Annotated in this window: 20 protein-coding genes; 7 read left to right on the forward strand and 13 right to left on the reverse strand. The window is 32.4% G+C overall.

What is annotated here, in order from left to right; genetic code table 11:
* Positions 1–76: 76 nt before the first annotated feature.
* On the reverse strand, positions 77–460 hold the full coding sequence (locus V8G56_RS06305) for an RNA-binding S4 domain-containing protein (protein ID WP_395437574.1): 384 nt from the start codon (positions 458–460) through the stop codon (positions 77–79).
* Between the two features lie 81 nt (positions 461–541).
* Between V8G56_RS06305 and V8G56_RS06310 the strand changes: the two genes are divergently transcribed.
* Positions 542–1,546, forward strand: a complete 1,005-nt coding sequence (locus V8G56_RS06310; protein WP_395437575.1) for an FKBP-type peptidyl-prolyl cis-trans isomerase — start codon at positions 542–544, stop codon at positions 1,544–1,546.
* Positions 1,547–1,618: 72 nt separating this feature from the next.
* On the opposite strand, the gene V8G56_RS06315 is transcribed toward V8G56_RS06310, so the two are convergent.
* The 3 genes from V8G56_RS06315 to V8G56_RS06325 are packed head-to-tail and all read right to left on the reverse strand — an operon-like array spanning position 1,619 to position 4,111.
* Complete coding sequence (locus V8G56_RS06315; RefSeq protein ID WP_395437576.1) at positions 1,619–2,236, reverse strand: outer membrane beta-barrel protein; 618 nt, start codon at positions 2,234–2,236, stop codon at positions 1,619–1,621.
* A 57-nt stretch (positions 2,237–2,293) separates the two neighbouring features.
* On the reverse strand, positions 2,294–3,247 hold the full coding sequence (locus tag V8G56_RS06320) for a transketolase family protein (protein ID WP_395437577.1): 954 nt from the start codon (positions 3,245–3,247) through the stop codon (positions 2,294–2,296).
* An 18-nt stretch (positions 3,248–3,265) separates the two neighbouring features.
* A complete protein-coding gene (locus tag V8G56_RS06325; protein ID WP_395437578.1) occupies positions 3,266–4,111 on the reverse strand; it encodes a transketolase in 846 nt (281 codons plus the stop codon).
* A gap of 265 nt (positions 4,112–4,376) precedes the next feature.
* Between V8G56_RS06325 and tgt the strand changes: the two genes are divergently transcribed.
* The 6 genes from tgt to V8G56_RS06355 all read left to right on the forward strand — a co-directional run bounded on the left by tgt (position 4,377) and on the right by V8G56_RS06355 (position 11,522).
* Positions 4,377–5,507, forward strand: coding sequence for a tRNA guanosine(34) transglycosylase Tgt (tgt, locus tag V8G56_RS06330; RefSeq protein ID WP_395437579.1), 1,131 nt, complete (start codon positions 4,377–4,379; stop codon positions 5,505–5,507).
* A 1-nt stretch (position 5,508) separates the two neighbouring features.
* Positions 5,509–6,585 carry an LptF/LptG family permease gene (locus V8G56_RS06335; protein WP_395437580.1) on the forward strand — a complete coding sequence of 359 codons (1,077 nt, stop codon included), beginning with the start codon at positions 5,509–5,511 and terminating at the stop codon, positions 6,583–6,585.
* Positions 6,572–7,468 (forward strand): DMT family transporter, encoded by an 897-nt coding sequence (locus V8G56_RS06340; RefSeq protein ID WP_395437581.1) that lies wholly within the window; start codon positions 6,572–6,574, stop codon positions 7,466–7,468. The genes V8G56_RS06335 and V8G56_RS06340 overlap by 14 nt, the downstream gene beginning before the upstream one ends.
* A gap of 62 nt (positions 7,469–7,530) precedes the next feature.
* Positions 7,531–8,484, forward strand: coding sequence for an acetyl-CoA carboxylase carboxyltransferase subunit alpha (locus tag V8G56_RS06345; RefSeq protein WP_395437582.1), 954 nt, complete (start codon positions 7,531–7,533; stop codon positions 8,482–8,484).
* Positions 8,485–8,652: 168 nt separating this feature from the next.
* Positions 8,653–10,197 carry a replicative DNA helicase gene (gene dnaB, locus V8G56_RS06350; RefSeq protein WP_395437583.1) on the forward strand — a complete coding sequence of 515 codons (1,545 nt, stop codon included), beginning with the start codon at positions 8,653–8,655 and terminating at the stop codon, positions 10,195–10,197.
* Between the two features lie 134 nt (positions 10,198–10,331).
* Positions 10,332–11,522 (forward strand): asparagine synthetase B, encoded by a 1,191-nt coding sequence (locus tag V8G56_RS06355; RefSeq protein WP_395437605.1) that lies wholly within the window; start codon positions 10,332–10,334, stop codon positions 11,520–11,522.
* A gap of 15 nt (positions 11,523–11,537) precedes the next feature.
* On the opposite strand, the gene V8G56_RS06360 is transcribed toward V8G56_RS06355, so the two are convergent.
* From V8G56_RS06360 to thrS, 9 genes are all read right to left on the reverse strand, one after another.
* The gene (locus tag V8G56_RS06360; protein WP_395437584.1) at positions 11,538–11,762 is read right to left on the reverse strand and encodes a hypothetical protein; all 225 of its coding nucleotides are present in this window, start codon (positions 11,760–11,762) and stop codon (positions 11,538–11,540) included.
* A gap of 72 nt (positions 11,763–11,834) precedes the next feature.
* Complete coding sequence (locus tag V8G56_RS06365; protein WP_395437585.1) at positions 11,835–11,966, reverse strand: hypothetical protein; 132 nt, start codon at positions 11,964–11,966, stop codon at positions 11,835–11,837.
* Between the two features lie 47 nt (positions 11,967–12,013).
* The gene (locus tag V8G56_RS06370; RefSeq protein WP_395437586.1) at positions 12,014–12,832 is read right to left on the reverse strand and encodes an HAD family hydrolase; all 819 of its coding nucleotides are present in this window, start codon (positions 12,830–12,832) and stop codon (positions 12,014–12,016) included.
* 117 nt (positions 12,833–12,949) lie between these two features.
* Complete coding sequence (locus V8G56_RS06375) at positions 12,950–14,059, reverse strand: hypothetical protein (protein WP_395437587.1); 1,110 nt, start codon at positions 14,057–14,059, stop codon at positions 12,950–12,952.
* Between the two features lie 277 nt (positions 14,060–14,336).
* Positions 14,337–15,656, reverse strand: a complete 1,320-nt coding sequence (locus V8G56_RS06380) for a phenylacetate--CoA ligase family protein (protein WP_395437588.1) — start codon at positions 15,654–15,656, stop codon at positions 14,337–14,339.
* 123 nt (positions 15,657–15,779) lie between these two features.
* Positions 15,780–16,124 (reverse strand): 50S ribosomal protein L20, encoded by a 345-nt coding sequence (gene rplT, locus V8G56_RS06385; RefSeq protein WP_331631191.1) that lies wholly within the window; start codon positions 16,122–16,124, stop codon positions 15,780–15,782.
* 96 nt (positions 16,125–16,220) lie between these two features.
* Entirely contained in the window at positions 16,221–16,418 is a 198-nt protein-coding gene (gene rpmI / locus V8G56_RS06390; RefSeq protein ID WP_331631193.1) for a 50S ribosomal protein L35, read from the reverse strand.
* Positions 16,419–16,480: 62 nt separating this feature from the next.
* The gene (gene infC / locus V8G56_RS06395; protein ID WP_395437606.1) at positions 16,481–17,026 is read right to left on the reverse strand and encodes a translation initiation factor IF-3; all 546 of its coding nucleotides are present in this window, start codon (positions 17,024–17,026) and stop codon (positions 16,481–16,483) included.
* A gap of 28 nt (positions 17,027–17,054) precedes the next feature.
* Positions 17,055–18,989, reverse strand: a complete 1,935-nt coding sequence (thrS, locus tag V8G56_RS06400) for a threonine--tRNA ligase (protein ID WP_395437589.1) — start codon at positions 18,987–18,989, stop codon at positions 17,055–17,057.
* Between the last annotated feature and the right edge of the window lie 440 nt (positions 18,990–19,429).

Here is a 19,429-nt window from a genome sequence, read left to right on the forward strand (position 1 = left end):
AATTACTCATTTTTATCTGTCTATTTTATTTTTTTTAAATGGACAGATAGAACATGCAAATCACCTTTTTATTTAATTAAAGGTCAGTTAAGGATGTTTCATCATTAAAATTATCCATATCTCTTCTATCTTTTTTAGTAGGTCTGCCAACGCCTTTTTTTCTATAATAATCTTTAGATAATTTTAATAGTTCTTGAGCTTCATACTGCTCTTTTGGCGTTTTGTCAGTTCTATATATGTCAACAAGTTTAGCTCCAATTCTGTTTTCAGGAATATCATTGACAACAAGTTGATAATTTATTTGATCTTTTCTTAATTCAATTAAATCTTGTGGATAAACCTCTCGGCTAGGTTTAACAATTTCCTTATTTATCCTAACATGCCCTTTCTTGCAGGCAGTAGTGGCAATGGTTCTTGTTTTATAATACCTTATGCACCATAAATACTTATCAATACGCATATTATTTTTGTAAAACTACGTTAATGTTGTTGTGCAAAATTATATTAAAATTGTATCTTGCCACCTCAAAAATAAGCAATAATGAGAATAAGAAAAATAGCTCTGTACATTTTAGGGATATCACTCGGTTTTATAGCATGTAAAAAGAATGATGTACCAACGGTTGTGCCAGATAGGGACAGGGCTGAGCAACAAATTATAGATAATGATTCAATAATTGGTTATTTAGAAACACATTATTATAATTCAAGTGCTTTTGGGGTTTCGAACCTAAACCCTAGTTTAACTGATTTACAAATATCAAAACTTCCTGAAGATGGTGTATTACCTGATCCAGATAATAATACTTTATTAATTGATGCAGTTGAAACGCTACCCGCTGTTTTTGCCGAAACAGACTATGAATTTTATGTTTTAAAATTAAATCAAGGAGGCGGAGATTCCCCTAAATTCTGTGATAAGGTAAGGGTGAATTATGAAGGTAAATTGCTGAATGACAACTTGTTTGACAGTACTGCAAATCCTGTAACTTTTGATTTATTAGGTTTGGTTCCTGGATGGCGTAAAGCATTGCCATATTTTAGTACTTCAGAGGGGTTTAATGATGTTGGTGATGGAACTATAGATTTTTATAATTTTGGTTTAGGGGTATTGTTTTTTCCCTCTGGTTTGGGTTATTTCTCTGGATCAACAAATAATATTCCAGCATATTCACCTTTAATCTTTAGTATTGAATTATTTCAAATGTCTCAAAATGACGATGATAATGATGGTGTGCCTTCCTTTATGGAAGATTTAAATAACGATGCAGATTATACATTAGAGTTTGATGATACAGATGGAGATAAAATTCCGGATTATGTAGATGTTGACGATGACGGAGATGGTAAATTAACCTCGAATGAGATTATATTAACTACTTATAATGAAGCTACTAAAGAAGCTATAGAAAATTTACCCTTAGAAGCAGATCAGGTATTGGTTAAAATAAAGCAGGAATTAGATGGTTCTTTTACAGGAACTGTTATAACCTTGTATGATTCTAATGGTAATGGCATTCCTAACTATCTTGATAAGAACGAATAAAAGTATTTTACATCCAGTAAAATAAAAAAGCTCGCAATCGCGAGCTTTTTTATTTCCTTGAAATTTTAAAAATTATAAAATAAAGGATAAACTTAAAATTAACTGATTTGGTCTTGTGTCTAATCTGCTTGGTCCAATAGCACCTATATTGCTAACAAATGTAGCCTCATTGTTGTTAAATCCTCTTTCATAGCGTAAATCAATCCCTATTTTTTCAAAAGTCAACCCAATACCAAAATGGAGTCCTACAGAAAAATCATTTTCAATATCATTAATTGAGATACCGCTAAATTCTGAATCCAAAATATATTGAAACGATGGACCGGCAAAAACACTAATAGGGCCAAGTACATGGAGTCCTATAATCATAGGTGCATCCATTTTTTGCATTTCAAAGGTGTCACTATCATAATCGCTTTTTGTACTTGTGTAAACTAATTCCGGTTTAAAATAGAGTCTTGTTCCAATTTTACCATAAAGACCAATATGATATCCAATATTTCCATCGGGTTTTTGGGCATTTGCACTAATCGACTCAAAATAATCACCATTCGCATTATAATTTAACCCAGCTTTAATTCCAAAACCATTTCCAGATTGAGCGAAAGTTGAAGCCGAAATTAAAATAAAAGATAATGCGAGAAAAAATACTTTTTTACTCGCATTGAATTCACTTTTAAAATTTTTCATAATTTTCGTTTTTAAGATTTGAAGTATTCTTAAATCAAAAACGTTGCCAAACAAATATTATTTTCTTTTTATTACAGATTCTGCTTTTGAAATAATTGAAACACTGTTTAAACCATACTTTTCCATTAATTGAGCTGGCGTTCCAGATTCTCCAAAGATATCATTCGTACCTATGAATTCTTGAGGTGTTGGCCTGTGTAATGATAATACTCGTGCAACGCTTTCACCTAGACCTCCAATGATATTATGTTCTTCTGCCGTTACAATACAACCGGTTTTTGAAACGGATTCTAAAATCGCTTTTTCATCTAAAGGTTTAATAGTATGTATATTAATAACTTCTGCAGAAATGCCTCTTTCAAACAAGACTTTAGAAGCCTCTAAAGCTTCCCAAACTAAATGCCCTGTAGCTACAATGGTAACATCTTTTCCTTCAGTTAGTTTAATGGCTTTTCCAATTTGAAAATTTTGATCAGCAGGAGTGAAAACGGGTACTGCTGGTCTCCCAAAACGCAGATAAACGGGTCCTTGATGATCCGCAATCGCAATAGTTGCCGCTTTCGTTTGGTTGTAATCACACGTATTTATAACGGTCATACCTGGAAGCATTTTCATAAGCCCGATATCCTCTAAAATCTGATGTGTAGCCCCATCTTCACCTAAAGTTAAACCTGCATGTGAAGCACAAATTTTAACGTTCTTTCCTGAATAGGCTATACATTGACGTATTTGGTCATAAACACGACCAGTAGAAAAGTTAGCAAAAGTTCCTGTAAAAGGAATTTTTCCTCCAATAGTTAAACCAGCGGCAAGGCCCATCATGTTGGCTTCTGCAATACCAACTTGAAAAAAACGATCAGGGTTTTCTTCAATAAACTGATCCATCTTTAAAGAGCCTACCAAGTCAGCACAAAGTGCCACTACATTCCGATTAGTCCTTCCTAATTCTGTTAATCCAGCACCAAAACCACTTCTTGTATCCTTCTTTTCTGTATATGTGTATGTTTTCATTTTTTTTCTAATTGGGAATTAATAATCTCCTAAAGTTTCTGGGTTTTGAGCTAAACCAATAGCTAACTGCTCATCGTTTGGCGCTTTACCATGCCATGCATGTGTATGCATCATGAAATCAACCCCATTACCCATAACTGTTTTTAAAAGTACACAAACAGGCTTACCTTGTCCGGTTTTTGATTTTGCTTCAGACATGCCTTTTAAAATGGCTACCATATTATTTCCTTCTTCAATTTCAAAAACTATCCAGCCAAAAGCTTCAAACTTTTCTTTTATACTGCCCATAGGTAAAACAGTGTCAGTTGATCCATCAATTTGTTGTCCGTTTAAATCTACAGTGGCAATAATATTATCAACTTTTTTTGCAGAAGCATACATAATAGCTTCCCAGTTTTGACCTTCTTGTAATTCCCCGTCACCATGCAATGAATAAATAATGTGATGATCATTGTTAAGTTTTTTTGCTTGAGCGGCACCTAATGCAACCGACATACCTTGGCCAAGTGAACCAGAAGCAATTCTTACACCTGGTAAACCTTCATGAGTTGTTGGATGTCCTTGCAACCTAGAGTTAATTAATCTAAAGGTATTTAATTCTTCAATGGGAAAATAACCAGCACGTGCCAAAACACTATAGAAAGCAGGTGAAATGTGGCCATTTGACAGGAAGAATAGATCTTCTCCAATTCCATCCATGTTAAAACCTTCTTTTCTAGTCATAATTACGTTGTACAGTGCTACCAGAAATTCAGTACAGCCTAATGAACCACCAGGATGGCCGGAGTTAACTTTGTGCACCATTCGTAAAATGTCTCTTCTTACTTGAATGGTTAAATCATTTAAATGTTGTGTGCTTGGCATGTCTTAATTAGTTAAATTTTGTATCGCAAAAATAACTTTTTATGCTAGTTTTTCAAAGTAATAAGGTTCTATTTTAACCAAAATTCAAGTAGTGTTAACAAGTTTATTTTTTGTCAATAACAATTAATATAATGATTTGTTAATTATCTTTACTTCTAGGTCTTAAATTATTTTAATTCGAATCAGTGAACCTACATATTAGTAAGATAAAATTAAATTAAAATTAAAAAAATATGTAGGTTTGCCGACTGATGATTTTATGATTATGAAATTTGAGTTAAAAGGTAAAGACCAACAAAGTAAAGCTAGAGCCGGAATTATAAGGACAGACCATGGCGTAATTGAAACGCCTATTTTTATGCCAGTGGGAACCGTGGCTTCTGTAAAGGGAGTTCATCAGCGAGAACTGAAAAATGATATTAACCCCGATATTATTCTTGGAAACACCTATCATCTATACCTTCGGCCTCAAACGGAAATTTTGGAAAAGGCCGGAGGGCTTCATAAATTCATGAATTGGGATAGAAACATTCTTACTGATTCTGGTGGATACCAAGTTTATTCATTATCAGCTAATCGTAAAATTAAAGAGGAAGGTGTCAAGTTTAAATCTCATATAGATGGGAGTTATCATACTTTTACTCCAGAAAATGTTATGGAAATTCAGCGTAGTATAGGCGCTGATATTATTATGGCTTTTGATGAATGTACACCATATCCATGTGATTATAATTATGCCAAAAGATCCATGCATATGACCCATCGCTGGTTAGATAGATGTATTAATCAACTGGAAAAAACGCCCTTAAAATATAATTATGATCAAGCTTTTTTTCCAATAGTTCAAGGGAGTACCTATAAAGATTTGCGGATGCAATCTGCAGAATATATTGCAAATGCAGGAGCGGTTGGTAATGCAATTGGTGGTTTATCAGTGGGTGAACCAGCAGAGGAAATGTATGCCATGACAGAGATTGTTTGTAATATTTTACCAGAAGATAAACCGCGTTATTTAATGGGCGTTGGGACACCAATAAATATTTTAGAAAACATTGCGTTAGGTATTGATATGTTTGATTGTGTTATGCCTACAAGAAATGCCAGGAACGGTATGTTATTTACCGCTCATGGTACCATGAACATCAAAAACGTTAAATGGAAAGATGATTTTTCTCCTGTTGACGAAATGGGTATGACTTATGTAGATACTGATTACACCAAAGCCTATTTAAGGCATTTATTTTCTGTCAATGAGCTATTAGGAATGCAAATAGCAACCATCCATAATTTAGGGTTCTATTTGTGGTTGGTTCGCGAAGCAAGAAAACATATATTAGCAGGAGATTTCAATAGTTGGAAAAATCTAATGGTTAATCAAATGAATAAACGATTGTAGAATGAAAATTCTGGATTGGTACATATTAAAACGCTATTTGTTCACATTTTTCATGATGCTATTACTGTTTATTCCTATTGGAATTACAGTTAATCTGGCAGAAAAGATTGGAAAATTATTGGAGAATGAAGTGCCTTTAAAAGAGATTGTGATTTTCTATTTAAATTTCACTGTTTACTTTGCGTATTTACTATTTCCTCTTTTTTTATTTTTATCTGTTATATGGTTTACATCTAAGCTAGCGAATAATACTGAAGTTATTGCTTTTTTAAGTTCTGGTGTTTCATTTTCTCGATTTTTAAGGCCTTATATCATTGGTGCCTCAATTACTGGTGGATTGGCTTTGTTTTTAGGTATGTATCTTGCTCCAATAGCGAGTAAAGGTTTTAATGAATTTGAATATAAATATTTACATCCAAATAGAAAGACGACGCAAGATGTTAATGTATTTAGGCAAATCAATGATAATGAGTTTATTTATGTAAGCAGTTTTGACATCAATAATAAGCAAGGTATTAATTTTACTTTGGAGCATATTGAAGATAATAAGCTGAAGTATAAAATAAGTGCCAAAACCATTAAATATATAGCGAAAGATACAACTTACAGATTAGTTGACTATGTGAAAAGAACCGTAGGTAATTTAGAAGATGAGTTAGTTTTTGAAAGAAGTAAAGACACTTTATTTCCATTTGATGTAGAAGATTTAACTCCAGTTATTTACATAGCAGAAATATTACCTTATTCAGAATTATCAAAATTTATAGAAAAGGAAGAGAAAAGAGGTTCTTCAAACATTGGTCGTTATGAATTAGTATTATATAGAAAATGGAGTTTACCTGTTTCTGTCTTTATATTAACCATAATAGCCGTAGCTGTATCGTCAATTAAACGCAGAGGAGGAATGGGTGTGAATTTAGCCATAGGTATTTGTATCGCTATGGTTTTTGTTTTTTTCGATAAAATTTTTGGTGTATTGGCAGAACAATCTAATTTTCCTTCATTCATCGCGGTATGGTTTCCTAACATGGTTTTCGGTATTTTAGCATTTTATCTATTAAGGAATGCTAAACGATAAGATTAAAAGTTACCTGCATCTTCATTTTTTGGTATTTATTGCGGGTTTTACAGCTATTTTAGGAGAATTAATTACCATTCCGGCAGTACCGTTAGTATGGTTTAGGATGTTGATAGCTACTATATTGGTGTTTATTTATATTAAAGTATCAAAGACTGATATTAGTATTTCTCCAAAAGCAGTTGTTAAACTTTTTATTGCAGGTTTTATTATTGCCCTGCATTGGATAACCTTTTTTGGATCCATCGATGTATCAAATGTTTCTATTGCTTTAGCCATGTTTTCAACGGGTGCTTTTTTCGCTTCCATCATTGAACCCATAGTTTTTAAACGCAAAATAATTTGGTATGAAATTATTTTTGGAATCCTTGTTGTTGTAGGGATTTTTATCATCACACAAAGTGAATTAAAATATCTTAAAGGGATTATTTTGGGCATTTCTTCGGCATTTCTCTCTTCACTATTTGCAGTGCTGAATGCTAAATTTTTAGAGAGACACACGGCGACGACGATATCTTTTTATGAATTTATAAGTGGAGTTGCTTTTATAACGCTTTTTATACTACTTTTTTATGACGGATTTTCATTGGAGTTTTTCCAACTAAGTATGTCAGATTATGGTTATTTATTTATTTTGGCATCTATTTGTACGGCTTATGCATTCATAGCAGCGGTTTATGTTATGAAGGTAATCAGTCCATTTACGGTTATTTTAAGCTATAATTTAGAGCCGGTTTACGGAATTATATTAGCCATTATATTATTTCCTGAAAAGGAAAAAATGAGTGCTAATTTTTATTACGGTGCGGCAATAATTCTAATTACAGTCATGTTAAACGGGCTATTAAAAAATAAGAGATTACTAAAAAGAAAAGGTTCTTAGATGTGAATCAAAATTAAAGTTTTTATATTTGTATACTAACTAAAATATAACTAGAAATTCTTATGGAATATTTAGAATTTGAACTTCCTATAAAAGAGCTTGAAGATCAGTTGCAAAAGTGTAAATTGATTGGAGAAGAAAGTGAAGTCGATGTCACTGAAACATGCACTCAGATTGAAAAGAAATTAATTGTTGCTAAAACGGAGATTTATAAAAACTTAACGCCTTGGCAACGTGTTCAGATGTCTCGTCATCCCAATAGACCTTATACATTAGATTATATTAGAGCCATTTGCGGAGAATCGTTTTTAGAATTACATGGCGATAGAGGCTTTAAAGATGATAAAGCTATGATTGGTGGTTTAGGTAAAATAGGCGATCAAAGTTATATGTTTATTGGTCAGCAAAAGGGTTATAATACAAAAACAAGACAGTATAGAAATTTTGGAATGGCGAACCCTGAAGGATATCGGAAAGCTTTACGTTTAATGAAGTCAGCCGAAAAGTTTGGCATCCCTGTGGTTACTATTTTGGATACACCTGGAGCTTATCCGGGATTAGAAGCTGAAGAGCGTGGGCAAGGTGAAGCCATTGCCAGAAACATATTAGAAATGACACGCCTAAAAGTTCCAATTATTACGGTGATTATTGGTGAAGGTGCCTCTGGAGGTGCTTTGGGAATAGGTGTTGGGGATGTTGTTTTGATGTTAGAAAATACATGGTATTCAGTGATTTCTCCAGAATCATGTTCCAGTATCTTATGGCGTAGTTGGGAATATAAAGAACAAGCGGCAGAAGCATTGAAATTGACAGCAAAAGACATGAAAAAACTTAAGTTGGTTGATGAAATTATAAAAGAACCATTGGGTGGCGCACATAGAGATAGAGAGCAAACATTTGTGATAGTTAGTAATGCTATTTCAAAGACTTATGAGACGCTTAAAAACTTATCACCAAAACAATTAGTGGAAAAACGCATGGACAAATATTTAAATATGGGAGTATTTAAAGGCTAATCCTTTTAAAATCATATGATAGTAAAATCTGAAGCATTTTGTTTCAGATTTTTTTATGGTTATTGACAATTTTTTTAAGTTATTAACAGTTAGAATGTTAATGAACGGTGCATAATCATAAGTCATTTTTTCTTTTAAAACACTCTCATTTTAATTACTTTCGTTACCATGGAACAGCCTAATCAAATTAAGGGATATAAAGTAGATAGAAGTACAATTATCAGTCTTGAAAAAGGAAAAATACCACCACAAGCACTTGATTTAGAAGAAGTTGTGTTGGGAGCAATGATGATTGATAAAAAAGGTGTTGATGAAGTTATTGATATTTTAAGTGCTGAAGCCTTCTATAAAGAAGCACATCAACATATTTTTGAAGCTATTTTTCAGTTATTTGAAAATAGTGAACCGGTTGACTTATTAACCGTTTCTACCCAATTAAAGAAAAACTCAAAATTAGAATTGGCAGGAGGTGATTTTTACCTCATTTCTTTAACTCAAAAAGTATCCTCATCAGCACATATAGAGTTTCATGCTCGGATTATTTTACAGAAATATATACAACGGAGTTTAATTAAAATTTCAAGTGAAATTATTGAAGATTCCTATGATGAAACCAAAGATGTTTTTGATTTATTAGATAATGCCGAAGCTAAATTATATGAAGTTACACAAGGGAATATTAAAAAATCTAGTGAGACGGCACAAAGTTTAGTAATACAGGCTAAAAAGAAAATTGAAGAAATATCAAACAAAGAAGGCTTAAGTGGTATTCCATCAGGATTTGATAAACTTGATAAGTTAACTTCTGGTTGGCAAGAGAGCGATTTAATTATTGTGGCAGCGAGACCTGGTATGGGTAAAACGGCTTTAACCTTGTCTATGGCAAGAAATATAGCGGTTAATCATAATATACCTGTCGCATTTTTCTCATTAGAAATGGCCTCTGTTCAGTTAATTACCAGATTAATTTCTAGTGAAACAGGTTTGTCGTCAGAAAAATTGCGAACAGGTCGTCTTGAAAAACACGAATGGGAGCAACTAAATGTTAAAGTTAAAGGACTTGAAAAGGCCCCCTTATATATAGATGATACGCCTTCTCTTTCTATTTTTGATCTACGTGCTAAGGCAAGAAGATTATCCTCTCAACACGGAATTAAATTGATAATTATTGATTATTTGCAATTGATGACTGCCGGGGGAAGTCAAAAAGGAGGGAATCGAGAGCAAGAAATTTCAACTATTTCCAGAAACCTTAAAGCCTTAGCTAAAGAACTAAGCGTTCCGGTGATTGCTTTATCTCAGTTATCCCGTGCGGTTGAAACACGCGGTGGAAGCAAGAGACCATTATTAAGTGATTTACGTGAATCAGGAGCGATTGAGCAAGATGCAGATATTGTATCATTCATCTACAGACCAGAATATTACAAAATTGATGAATGGGATGATGATGAACGCTCACCTACTGAAGGACAAGCAGAATTTATTGTCGCCAAGCATAGAAACGGTGGGCTTGATAGCATCCGTTTAAAATTTGTGGGTCATTTAGGTAAGTTTGATAATTTGGATGATTTTGATTCTCCTTTTGAATTTCATAGTAAAATGAATGCGGCGGCTAATGATGATACTTTTAAGACCGATAACTTTAAGGCAAGTCCAAACGAAGCCTTTGGTAGTTCTTTTAACGAAGATGAAGATAATGAAGTGCCTTTTTAATGCTTAATAATTCCTTAAAGCATGTCGTACAACATTAATTTTTAAGTATCTTTCGGTCTATGAAAAGGACCCTTATTTTTGTGTTTCTAGTTTTTTTTTCAGTTAAAACGTTTGCATCTTATATACTTATCCCCATGGATGCTGAAATGCAAAGGAATCATTTGAAAGCCTATGGAATTACCTATTGGGTACTTGAAAAGCAATTAAAAGTAAAATGGTTGCTGAATTATAGAGGAGGTTCTTTTTTAATGCCGGATACCGAGGATATTCAGCGTGAATGTCAAATAAGAGGTGTTTCTTTTGAAGTGATTTCCGATTCAAAAACAGAATCTATTTTAGAAGAAATAAATAGCCCAAGTCAAAATATGGAAGCCGTTATTTTGGAGAAAGCACCTAAAATTGCTGTATATACTCCGTACGGAAAACAACCTTGGGATGATGCGGTGACTATGGTTTTAACTTATGCCGAAATTCCTTATGAAACGGTTTATGATAAAGAAGTATTGAATGACGGCTTATTAGCGTTTGACTGGCTGCATTTGCATCATGAGGACTTTACCGGTCAGTTCGGTAAGTTTTATGGAGCTTATAAATCTGCGGCTTGGTATATTCAGGAAAAAAAGGAGGCAGAAGCTTTGGCAACCAAATTAGGGTATAGTAAAGTTTCACAAGAAAAATTAGATGTTGCTTTAAAAATAAGAGATTATGTCATAGGAGGTGGTTTCATGTTCGCTATGTGCAGCGCTGCTGATAGCTTTGATATTGCTTTATCAGCTGAAGGTATTGATATTTGTGAACCTATGTTTGATGGAGATGGTAGCGATGCTAATTACCAAAGTAAAATAGATTATAATAAAACCTTTGCTTTTACAGATTTTAAACTGGAAAGAAATCCATCAGTTTATGAGTTTTCCACAATTGATATGACTCAAAAAAGAATGGGAATAGTAACAAGATCTGTTGATTATTTTTCGTTAATGGATTTTTCTGCAAAATGGGATCCAATTCCAACCATGTTATGTCAAAATCATACGGCATTAGTAAAAGGCTTTATGGGACAAACAACCGCCTTTACAAGAGAGGAAATAAAATCGAACGTATTAGTATTGGGTGAGAATAAAACGAATGGAGAAGCGAAATATATTCACGGAATTAAAGGAAAGGGATTCTTTACTTTTTATGGAGGTCATGATCCTGAAGATTATCAGCATCGGGTAGGCGACTCTAAAACTGAATTAGATTTGCATCCAACCTCACCGGGTTATCGACTTATTTTAAACAATGTATTGTTTCCAGCAGCAAGAAAAAAGAAACAGAAAACATAACTTTTTTTTTGCTCTTTATTCAATCGTTTGAACTAATTGAAAGGAGTAAATAAAACCATCTGCACCTGTTCCAGTACTTCTAAGGTTTTGATCAATGGTTAAAATATTATTCGAAAGTGTTAAACCTCCAAATTCATTATCATCAATAATAAGAAAAATATTTTTGCCATCATCTAATAGATCATACCTGTAAGTCCCTGAATCTAAACCATCCTCAACTGCATTAGTGTTATTGTTCAAAACAGTTAATGAACTTTGTGATTCATTGAATATCCAAATTACCTGATTAAAAACAAAATCATTATTAACGCCTTATAAACCACCGCTTACATTTTTTAAATGCCATTCACTTCTTAAAACTTGTGGTATATCATCTTCATTATTGATAGAACAACTTGTGCTAATAACAATTAAAATGATTGATGTTAAAAATTTCAAATTCATAATTAAGTTTTTATTTATAGATAACTATAACTAAAAAGGGTTGCGTTCTATTGATTAAAAAAGGCTTTCTTTTGTTTTATTAATTCTTTTAAAATGACTTCAACACCAAAATCATCATTACTTTTTGTTTTATAATGAGCTGTATCTTTTACATTTTGATGGGCATTTTCCATAGCGAAACTAAATGAAGCGCGTTTTAACATTTCAATATCATTATTATAATCGCCAAAAGCTATCGTTTCTTCCATTGAGATATTGTAGTTTTTTTGTAACATTTCAACAGCATTGCCTTTGTTGGCATAATTATCTGAAATATCTACCCAGTGCTTTCCCGAAATGATGATTTTATATTCAGTAGTTAAATTCTCAAATAGCGGAAAGATATGTTTTTCTGAATCTTCATGATGATACAAGGCTATTTTTATAATATCTTCTTCAATTTCATTTATAGAATTGATTACAGAAAAATTAGGATAATATTCTGATAGTAATTTTATAAAACCATTTGAATTACTCTTGAAATAAGCTTTTGATTTCGTGCAATAAATAGGGTGAATATGGAAATTGGAATAAATTAAGTCTTCAATTTTATGCAGATTATTCTTGTTAATAGGAATGGACAATAAAATATTGTCATTATCAACCACAATACCGCCATTTTCTGCTACGATGATAATCTCACTTTTAATTTCATTGAGCTTATCAGTGATCCCATAATACGGCCTGCCACTGGCTGCTACAAAAATGATATGATGCTGTTTCAATTGTTTAAATAATTCAAGAAACTGTGTGCTAACTTCATGGTTAGAATTTAGTAAAGTGCCATCCATATCTGTGACAACTAATTTAATTTGTGATAAATCCATACAAGATTATTTTCGAAGGCAAAAGTACTATTTCTGTTTATAACTTAAGTTAACTAGATTGTATAAAAAAATCCGATTCTTTCGAACCGGATTTTTTTATATTAAAATAATTTTTTATTATTGAGCTCCATTGGAATAATGGAAATAGGTTGCCCAGTTATTGCCAGGGAAATCGCAACCGGCTCCCCATGCAGTTTCTTCACATTCACCAACTTCATTACATTCGATGGTTTTTCCTATGATTATGGATTGAGATCCATCTCGAGGAACTAGAATGATACCTAACTGCTCTCCGCAAACAGGTTTGTAGTCTGAATAATTTAAGGACAGTTGGTGTAAATATCTAGCTTTCGCATAATCTATAGGGCCATAGAAGTTACTAGCTAGCGCCTCTCCTTCTATTAGTCTCCAAATGGCATATTGAATTTCAGCAAAGGTATAACCCTGACTTATAAAATCTTGATTCAAAATCCAGTTAACAGAACCAAAAGTTTCAGGATACTCAAAAGGTCCTGATGTTAAATCATCCAAGGTTGTGTAAACATCTGCATCAAAACAATGTCCATCACCTAAATCTGCATCATAATCAACACACCAAGCATCATAATCTCCATTCAAAATACCCGCAGAACTTATATTAATATTAAAATAACTATCTATGGCGTCAACTCCTTTTGCCGTAACACAACCGTATGCTGTACTCGGAATATTAGCTAAAAATATTTCATTTGAAGCTTCTGTTGTTTTACAGTTTACTACTGCATGCGCTGCTATGTATTGACCTTTTGATTTTGGTACTGTATAGGTGTAAGATGAAATACAATCATGTGTCATACTGAACTCAAACGCTCCGTTTACAGGATTACCTCCATTATTGATAGGAAATAATTCTGGAGAAGTAACAACAGATAAATGAGTAGAAGATAAACAATATCCGCTGTCTGTTATATTATACGTAATCTCATAGTTGTCACCATTCTCGCTTACAGATACATTACCAACTAAAATGTTTTGGCCAGCAAATAAATCGGTTATCGTAAAATCACAGTTTTGTGATAAATCAAAACTCACTGCTGAAGATGTTTTACTCAACGCATTTTTCGCATCTAAACTTAAAGTTTCGGAAGCCGTATTTTGATCTAAAGATTCCGTTTCACAACTTGTTATCCCTAAAATTAGAATAAACCCAAAAAGTAAGGAATAAAAATTAATACACTTGTTTTTCATAATAATTTGTTTAAAAATTAATTAATAGCTCTTTATCGTTCCTTATATTTTAATATTGTTAAAGGAAATTATGTTAAATATATTTAAAAGCTGTAAAAGACTACAAAAAATTAGCTCATCTTCTTTATTATTCGACAAATGGATATATTCATTCTGTTTATTTTAAAGTAAAAAAATAGCTTTAAATAGCTTATTTACAGATAATTAATTTTTTAATTCTTTAATTATAGGTTAAGACAACATTAAAATCGGATTAAATACTAATTGTATTAATTTATTAATTAAAACGAGTTTTTTTGTAATGACTTATAACCTTTTTCCTTTTACCAGAAGATAATGGAGGTATTTCATTTGTATATTCGACTGAAATAATAGCGTTTTTCCCGAAATCATTTTTAATATCTTCAATTAATTCCTTTTCAAAAGGAAATTTTTCATAAACATTCAGTTTCACCTTATATTGTTTTTCACTCTCCTGAATAAATTGATATTGTCGTAATAAATGATAATACTTATAAAACTTTGTATAAATAATAAATGATGAAATCATATTTCCTTCACAGTCATATATTATATCCATTTTTCTACCTTCAATATGTTCAAATTTAGTAACGCCACTTTCATCTATTATGATTTTGGCGGCATCACCAGTATCATATCTAATAATGGGCATGCAAAAATTAAATAAATCTGTAATGACTATTCTTCCAAGTTCTCCGGGCTTAGTAGGGGTTTCACTCTCGAAGTTTAAAATTTCTAAAAAATAACTAGCATGGTTTATAATAAAATAATTTTGTGACTTAAAGGTTTGTTGCGCTATAATTCCAATTTCCTCGCTTGAGTATCTTGACAATACGGGAACTTTAAAATGTTTATTTAATGTATCCTTAGTATATGCGTTTAAATATTCTGAATTAGCTATTACTGAAGAAATATTTTTCTTTTCAAAAGAATACTTAGTCTTCTCAATGAATTGTGCGATAGTTTCAAAAGCTGATGAAAATCCGAGCAGTGTAATTTTTTCTTTTGACTTTTCAAGTTTGTTGAATAGCATTAAGATTTTAGAATCTGTAAGTTTAGTTATATCAAATTGAACAATATTTTGCATCCATGATTTTAAAACATTTTTTTTATTATGTTCGCGCCAAACCTCCAATTCATAAAGACGATTTCCAATATTATAACCACATAACTTAAAGAAATAGATTGCATCAGCACTATTTCTATCTTTTTTATTTTGATTCTTGAATAGAAAAAAAGGGACACCTGTAGAACCACTCGTCGAAACTTTAAATTGTTTTTTATTTCGGTAAGTTTCAGATTTAAAGGAATCAAAATTATTTTGAATGACAGTTTTCTTTATAATTGGAAAATCCTTTATTGAGGAATACTTTTTGTACGCATGATAAAATGGAGTTGTATAAACTGCATGGTTCAATATATTAATTAAAAGCTCTTTTTGTCTTTCAATTGATTTTTTAGAATTTGGATTACTTATGATTTGTTCAATTTCATGGTAATGTTTTCTAATAGGACTACCTTTTATGAAATCAAGTGACCAAAAAATTACTCGTCTTCCAATATTTAATAATGACATATATATTAAAAGTTAAGATGGTAATTTAGTTGAATTTCTTAACTATAACAAATAAAAAAATCCGATTCTTTCGAACCGGATTTATTAAGCGAATATAATATGTTTAACAATAGGCGAAACGCCTTATTTTACTTTCTCTATTACGGCTTTAAAAGCCTCAGGATTATTCATAGCTAAATCTGCTAAAACCTTACGGTTTAATTCAATCTCATTAGCTTTTAATTTTCCCATAAATTGAGAATATGACAATCCGTATTGTCTGGCTCCTGCGTTAATACGCGTGATCCATAATGCACGGAATGTTCTCTTTTTGTTTCTACGGTCTCTATACGAATATAACATCGCTTTATCAACCGCGTTTTTAGCTACTGTCCAAACGTTTTTACGACGTCCAAAAAAGCCTTTTGCTTGTTTAAGAACCTTTTTTCTTCGGGCTCTTTTTGCTACAGAATTTACTGATCTTGGCATAATTTTTTAATTTTTTTTGTAGTAGGCGGACTATCAATAGCCTCTTTTATATTTAGCCTAACTCCAGGGTTATTAATTTGTTTTAACCAGAACTGACTACTTTAAACGTAATTGTTCTTTAATGCTGTTAACATCACTTTTGTCTACTAAAGTGCTGTGAGTTAACGCTAGCTTACGCTTTTTTGACTTCTTTGTTAAGATGTGACTCTTAAAAGCGTGCTTTCTTTTAATCTTACCAGTACCGGTTAACTTAAATCGTTTTTTGGCACTAGATTTTGTTTTCATTTTAGGCATCTTCTTCTCCTAGGTTTAATTATTTCGCTTAATTATTGTAAATCCTGATTTCTCAGGGATTTTTATTTTTTTGGAGCTAGGAACATGGTCATCCTTTTACCTTCTAATCTAGGCATCTGTTCAACCTTTCCAAACTCTTCCAAATCTTGAGCAAGTTTTAATAATAAAATTTGTCCCTGCTCTTTAAATATGATGGATCTTCCTTTAAAAAACACAAAAGCTTTTAGTTTTGCACCTTCTTTTAAGAACTTCTCAGCATGTTTCTTTTTAAATTCGTAATCATGGTCATCTGTCTGAGGCCCAAAACGAATTTCTTTGATAATCACTTTCGTAGCTTTCGCTTTAATTACCTTATCACGTTTCTTTTGTTCATAAAGAAACTTTTTATAATCCATAACCTTACAAACCGGAGGATCAGCATTTGGAGAAATCTCTACTAGATCTAACCCTTGCTCGTCTGCTATCTTTACAGCATCTCTGGTAGAATATACACCTATTTCAACATTCTCTCCTACTAATCGAACGTTAGGTGCTGTAATTTTAGAGTTTATCTTATGTTTATCCTCTTGTGAAACCCTTTTGGGTTCATGTCGTCTTCTAATTGCTATGGCTTTATCTTTTTAAATTAAACTTATATTAAAACGCTTTTAACGTCTTGCTTATTTCTGATTTTATCACTTCTGAAAAGGTTTCAATTGAAATTAATCCTAAATCCTCTCCTCCGTGTTGTCTTACTGATATTTTATTTTCACTTTCCTCGTTATCACCAATAATAATCATATAGGGGTATTTTTGCATTTCGGCTTCCCTAATCTTTTTACCAATCGTTTCATTTCTATTATCAACGAGGGCGCGAATTTCGTTATTTTCTAGCAAATTTAAAACTTTTTCGGCGTATTTTTCATATTTCTCACTAATAGACAAAATAATAGCTTGTTTAGGCATGAGCCATAATGGGAAATTACCGGCAGTATGTTCTAACAAAATGGCAATAAATCGCTCTATACTTCCAAAAGGCGCTCTGTGAATCATCACAGGTCTATGAAGTTCATTATCACTGCCTTTATAAGTCAAATCAAAACGCTCTGGTAAGTTATAATCGACCTGAATCGTTCCAAGTTGCCATTTTCTTCCAAGCGCGTCCTTTACCATAAAGTCAAGCTTCGGACCGTAAAAGGCGGCTTCACCTTCTACAATTACAAAATCAAGACCCTTGTCTTTAGCTGCGTTAATAATAGCTTGTTCCGCTTTCTCCCAATTTTCAACATCACCAATATATTTATCAGGATTTTCAGGATCTCGTACCGATACTTGCGCAGTGAAATTTTCAAATCCTAAGGATCCGAAAACGTATAATACTAAATCAATAACATTTTTAAATTCTTGATCAAGTTGTTCTGGCATACAAAACAAATGGGCATCATCTTGAGTAAAACCTCGGACTCTTGTCAATCCATGGAGTTCACCACTTTGTTCATATCTGTAAACAGTACCAAATTCTGCATATCGTTTTGGTAAATCTTTATAGGACCACTGACTGTTGTTATAAATTTCACAATGATGTGGACAGTTCATAGGTTTTAGCAGAAACTCTTCATCTTCCTTTGGTGTTTTTATAGGTTGAAAGCTATCAGCTCCATATTTAGCATAATGACCAGACGTTACATATAGTTCTTTCTGACCAATATGTGGTGTAACCACCATTTCATAACCTGCCTTCTTTTGTGCTTTCTTTAAAAAATCCTCTAAGCGCTCACGTAAAGCAGCCCCTTTTGGTAACCATAAAGGTAAGCCTTGACCCACTTTTTTAGAGAAAGCAAAAAGTTCAAGCTCTTTACCTAATTTTCTATGATCACGTTTTTTAGCTTCTTCAAGTAAGTTTAAATATTCTGTAAGTTCCTTTTGTTTAGGGAATGAAATACCATAAACACGGGTAAGCTGAGGGTTTTTTTCATTTCCTCTCCAATAGGCTCCTGCAACAGATAATATTTTAACAGCTTTAATGATACCTGTATCTGGGATATGCCCTCCACGACACAAATCCGTAAACGTAGAATGATCACAAAACGTAATGGTGCCGTCTTCTAAATTTTCAATTAATTCAGTCTTAAAAGGGTTGTCCTTATATAAGGATAAGGCCTCTTTTTTTGAAAGGGCTCTCATTTTAAAGGTGTGTTTACCTCGGGCAATTTCAATTATTTTATCTTCAATCGTTTTAAAATCTTTTTCTGAAACGGTATGTTCCCCAAAATCAACATCATAATAAAAGCCATTTTCAATGGCAGGTCCAATGGTTAACTTAATACCGGAATACAATTCTTCTAGAGCTTGAGCCAAAACATGCGCAGATGAATGCCAAAAGGCTTTTTTACCTTCATCATTATTCCATGTATATAAAACTAATGAGCCATTAGTTGTTAAAGGAGTCCCCGTTTCAATAGTTGTCCCATTAAAGCTTGCGGATATGACATTCCTAGCAAACCCTTCACTTATGCTTTTAGCAACATCCATAGGTGTAGCGTTTTTTTCAAACGGCTTTACACTTCCATCAGGCAATGTTATCTGTATCATTGAAATAAATTAAATTCAGGTGGCAAAGATAGTAGTATAAAAATACACATACAATATATATATAGGTATAATTTTATTCTTTGAAAAGAATAGATCAAAACAACAATTCAATAAAAACCTGATAAAACATTGAATATCTTTTTCAATTTGGGCGTTACCTTGTTCCACAAGGTCGGGCTGTTCACTATATCTTTTGCTAAACAAAAGGATGTCGCTACCATCCCTAACGCATATTTTCTTCGAACCACTCCTTTTAGTATACGTTATAAGATGATTTTTATAGTGTGTTTAAGTTTTGTTTTGAGATAATTCTTTAATGATTTCAAAGCATTTATATTATAAATAACGGGTTTTTAGGGAGTTAAATCTCATTAAAAAAACTTTTCAAAAAAAGGGAGAAAAAAGGTTGTGATAAGACAAAAAAGGGTTGTATGTTTGCA

The sequence above is a fragment of the Gaetbulibacter aquiaggeris genome (assembly GCF_044003965.1).
Lineage (GTDB): Bacteria > Bacteroidota > Bacteroidia > Flavobacteriales > Flavobacteriaceae > Yeosuana > Yeosuana aquiaggeris.

Excerpts from the sequence above, each read along its gene's own strand:
- V8G56_RS06305 (WP_395437574.1), bottom strand. The coding sequence starts at position 460 with ATGCGTATTGATAAGTATTTATGGTGCATAAGGTATTATAAAACAAGA.
- V8G56_RS06310 (WP_395437575.1), top strand. The coding sequence starts at position 542 with ATGAGAATAAGAAAAATAGCTCTGTACATTTTAGGGATATCACTCGGT.
- V8G56_RS06315 (WP_395437576.1), bottom strand. The coding sequence starts at position 2,236 with ATGAAAAATTTTAAAAGTGAATTCAATGCGAGTAAAAAAGTATTTTTT.
- V8G56_RS06320 (WP_395437577.1), bottom strand. The coding sequence starts at position 3,247 with ATGAAAACATACACATATACAGAAAAGAAGGATACAAGAAGTGGTTTT.
- V8G56_RS06325 (WP_395437578.1), bottom strand. The coding sequence starts at position 4,111 with ATGCCAAGCACACAACATTTAAATGATTTAACCATTCAAGTAAGAAGA.
- tgt (WP_395437579.1), top strand. The coding sequence starts at position 4,377 with ATGAAATTTGAGTTAAAAGGTAAAGACCAACAAAGTAAAGCTAGAGCC.
- V8G56_RS06335 (WP_395437580.1), top strand. The coding sequence starts at position 5,509 with ATGAAAATTCTGGATTGGTACATATTAAAACGCTATTTGTTCACATTT.
- V8G56_RS06340 (WP_395437581.1), top strand. The coding sequence starts at position 6,572 with ATGCTAAACGATAAGATTAAAAGTTACCTGCATCTTCATTTTTTGGTA.
- V8G56_RS06345 (WP_395437582.1), top strand. The coding sequence starts at position 7,531 with ATGGAATATTTAGAATTTGAACTTCCTATAAAAGAGCTTGAAGATCAG.
- dnaB (WP_395437583.1), top strand. The coding sequence starts at position 8,653 with ATGGAACAGCCTAATCAAATTAAGGGATATAAAGTAGATAGAAGTACA.
- V8G56_RS06355 (WP_395437605.1), top strand. The coding sequence starts at position 10,332 with ATGGATGCTGAAATGCAAAGGAATCATTTGAAAGCCTATGGAATTACC.
- V8G56_RS06365 (WP_395437585.1), bottom strand. The coding sequence starts at position 11,966 with ATGAATTTGAAATTTTTAACATCAATCATTTTAATTGTTATTAGCACA.
- V8G56_RS06370 (WP_395437586.1), bottom strand. The coding sequence starts at position 12,832 with ATGGATTTATCACAAATTAAATTAGTTGTCACAGATATGGATGGCACT.
- V8G56_RS06375 (WP_395437587.1), bottom strand. The coding sequence starts at position 14,059 with ATGAAAAACAAGTGTATTAATTTTTATTCCTTACTTTTTGGGTTTATT.
- V8G56_RS06380 (WP_395437588.1), bottom strand. The coding sequence starts at position 15,656 with ATGTCATTATTAAATATTGGAAGACGAGTAATTTTTTGGTCACTTGAT.
- rplT (WP_331631191.1), bottom strand. The coding sequence starts at position 16,124 with ATGCCAAGATCAGTAAATTCTGTAGCAAAAAGAGCCCGAAGAAAAAAG.
- rpmI (WP_331631193.1), bottom strand. The coding sequence starts at position 16,418 with ATGCCTAAAATGAAAACAAAATCTAGTGCCAAAAAACGATTTAAGTTA.
- thrS (WP_395437589.1), bottom strand. The coding sequence starts at position 18,989 with ATGATACAGATAACATTGCCTGATGGAAGTGTAAAGCCGTTTGAAAAA.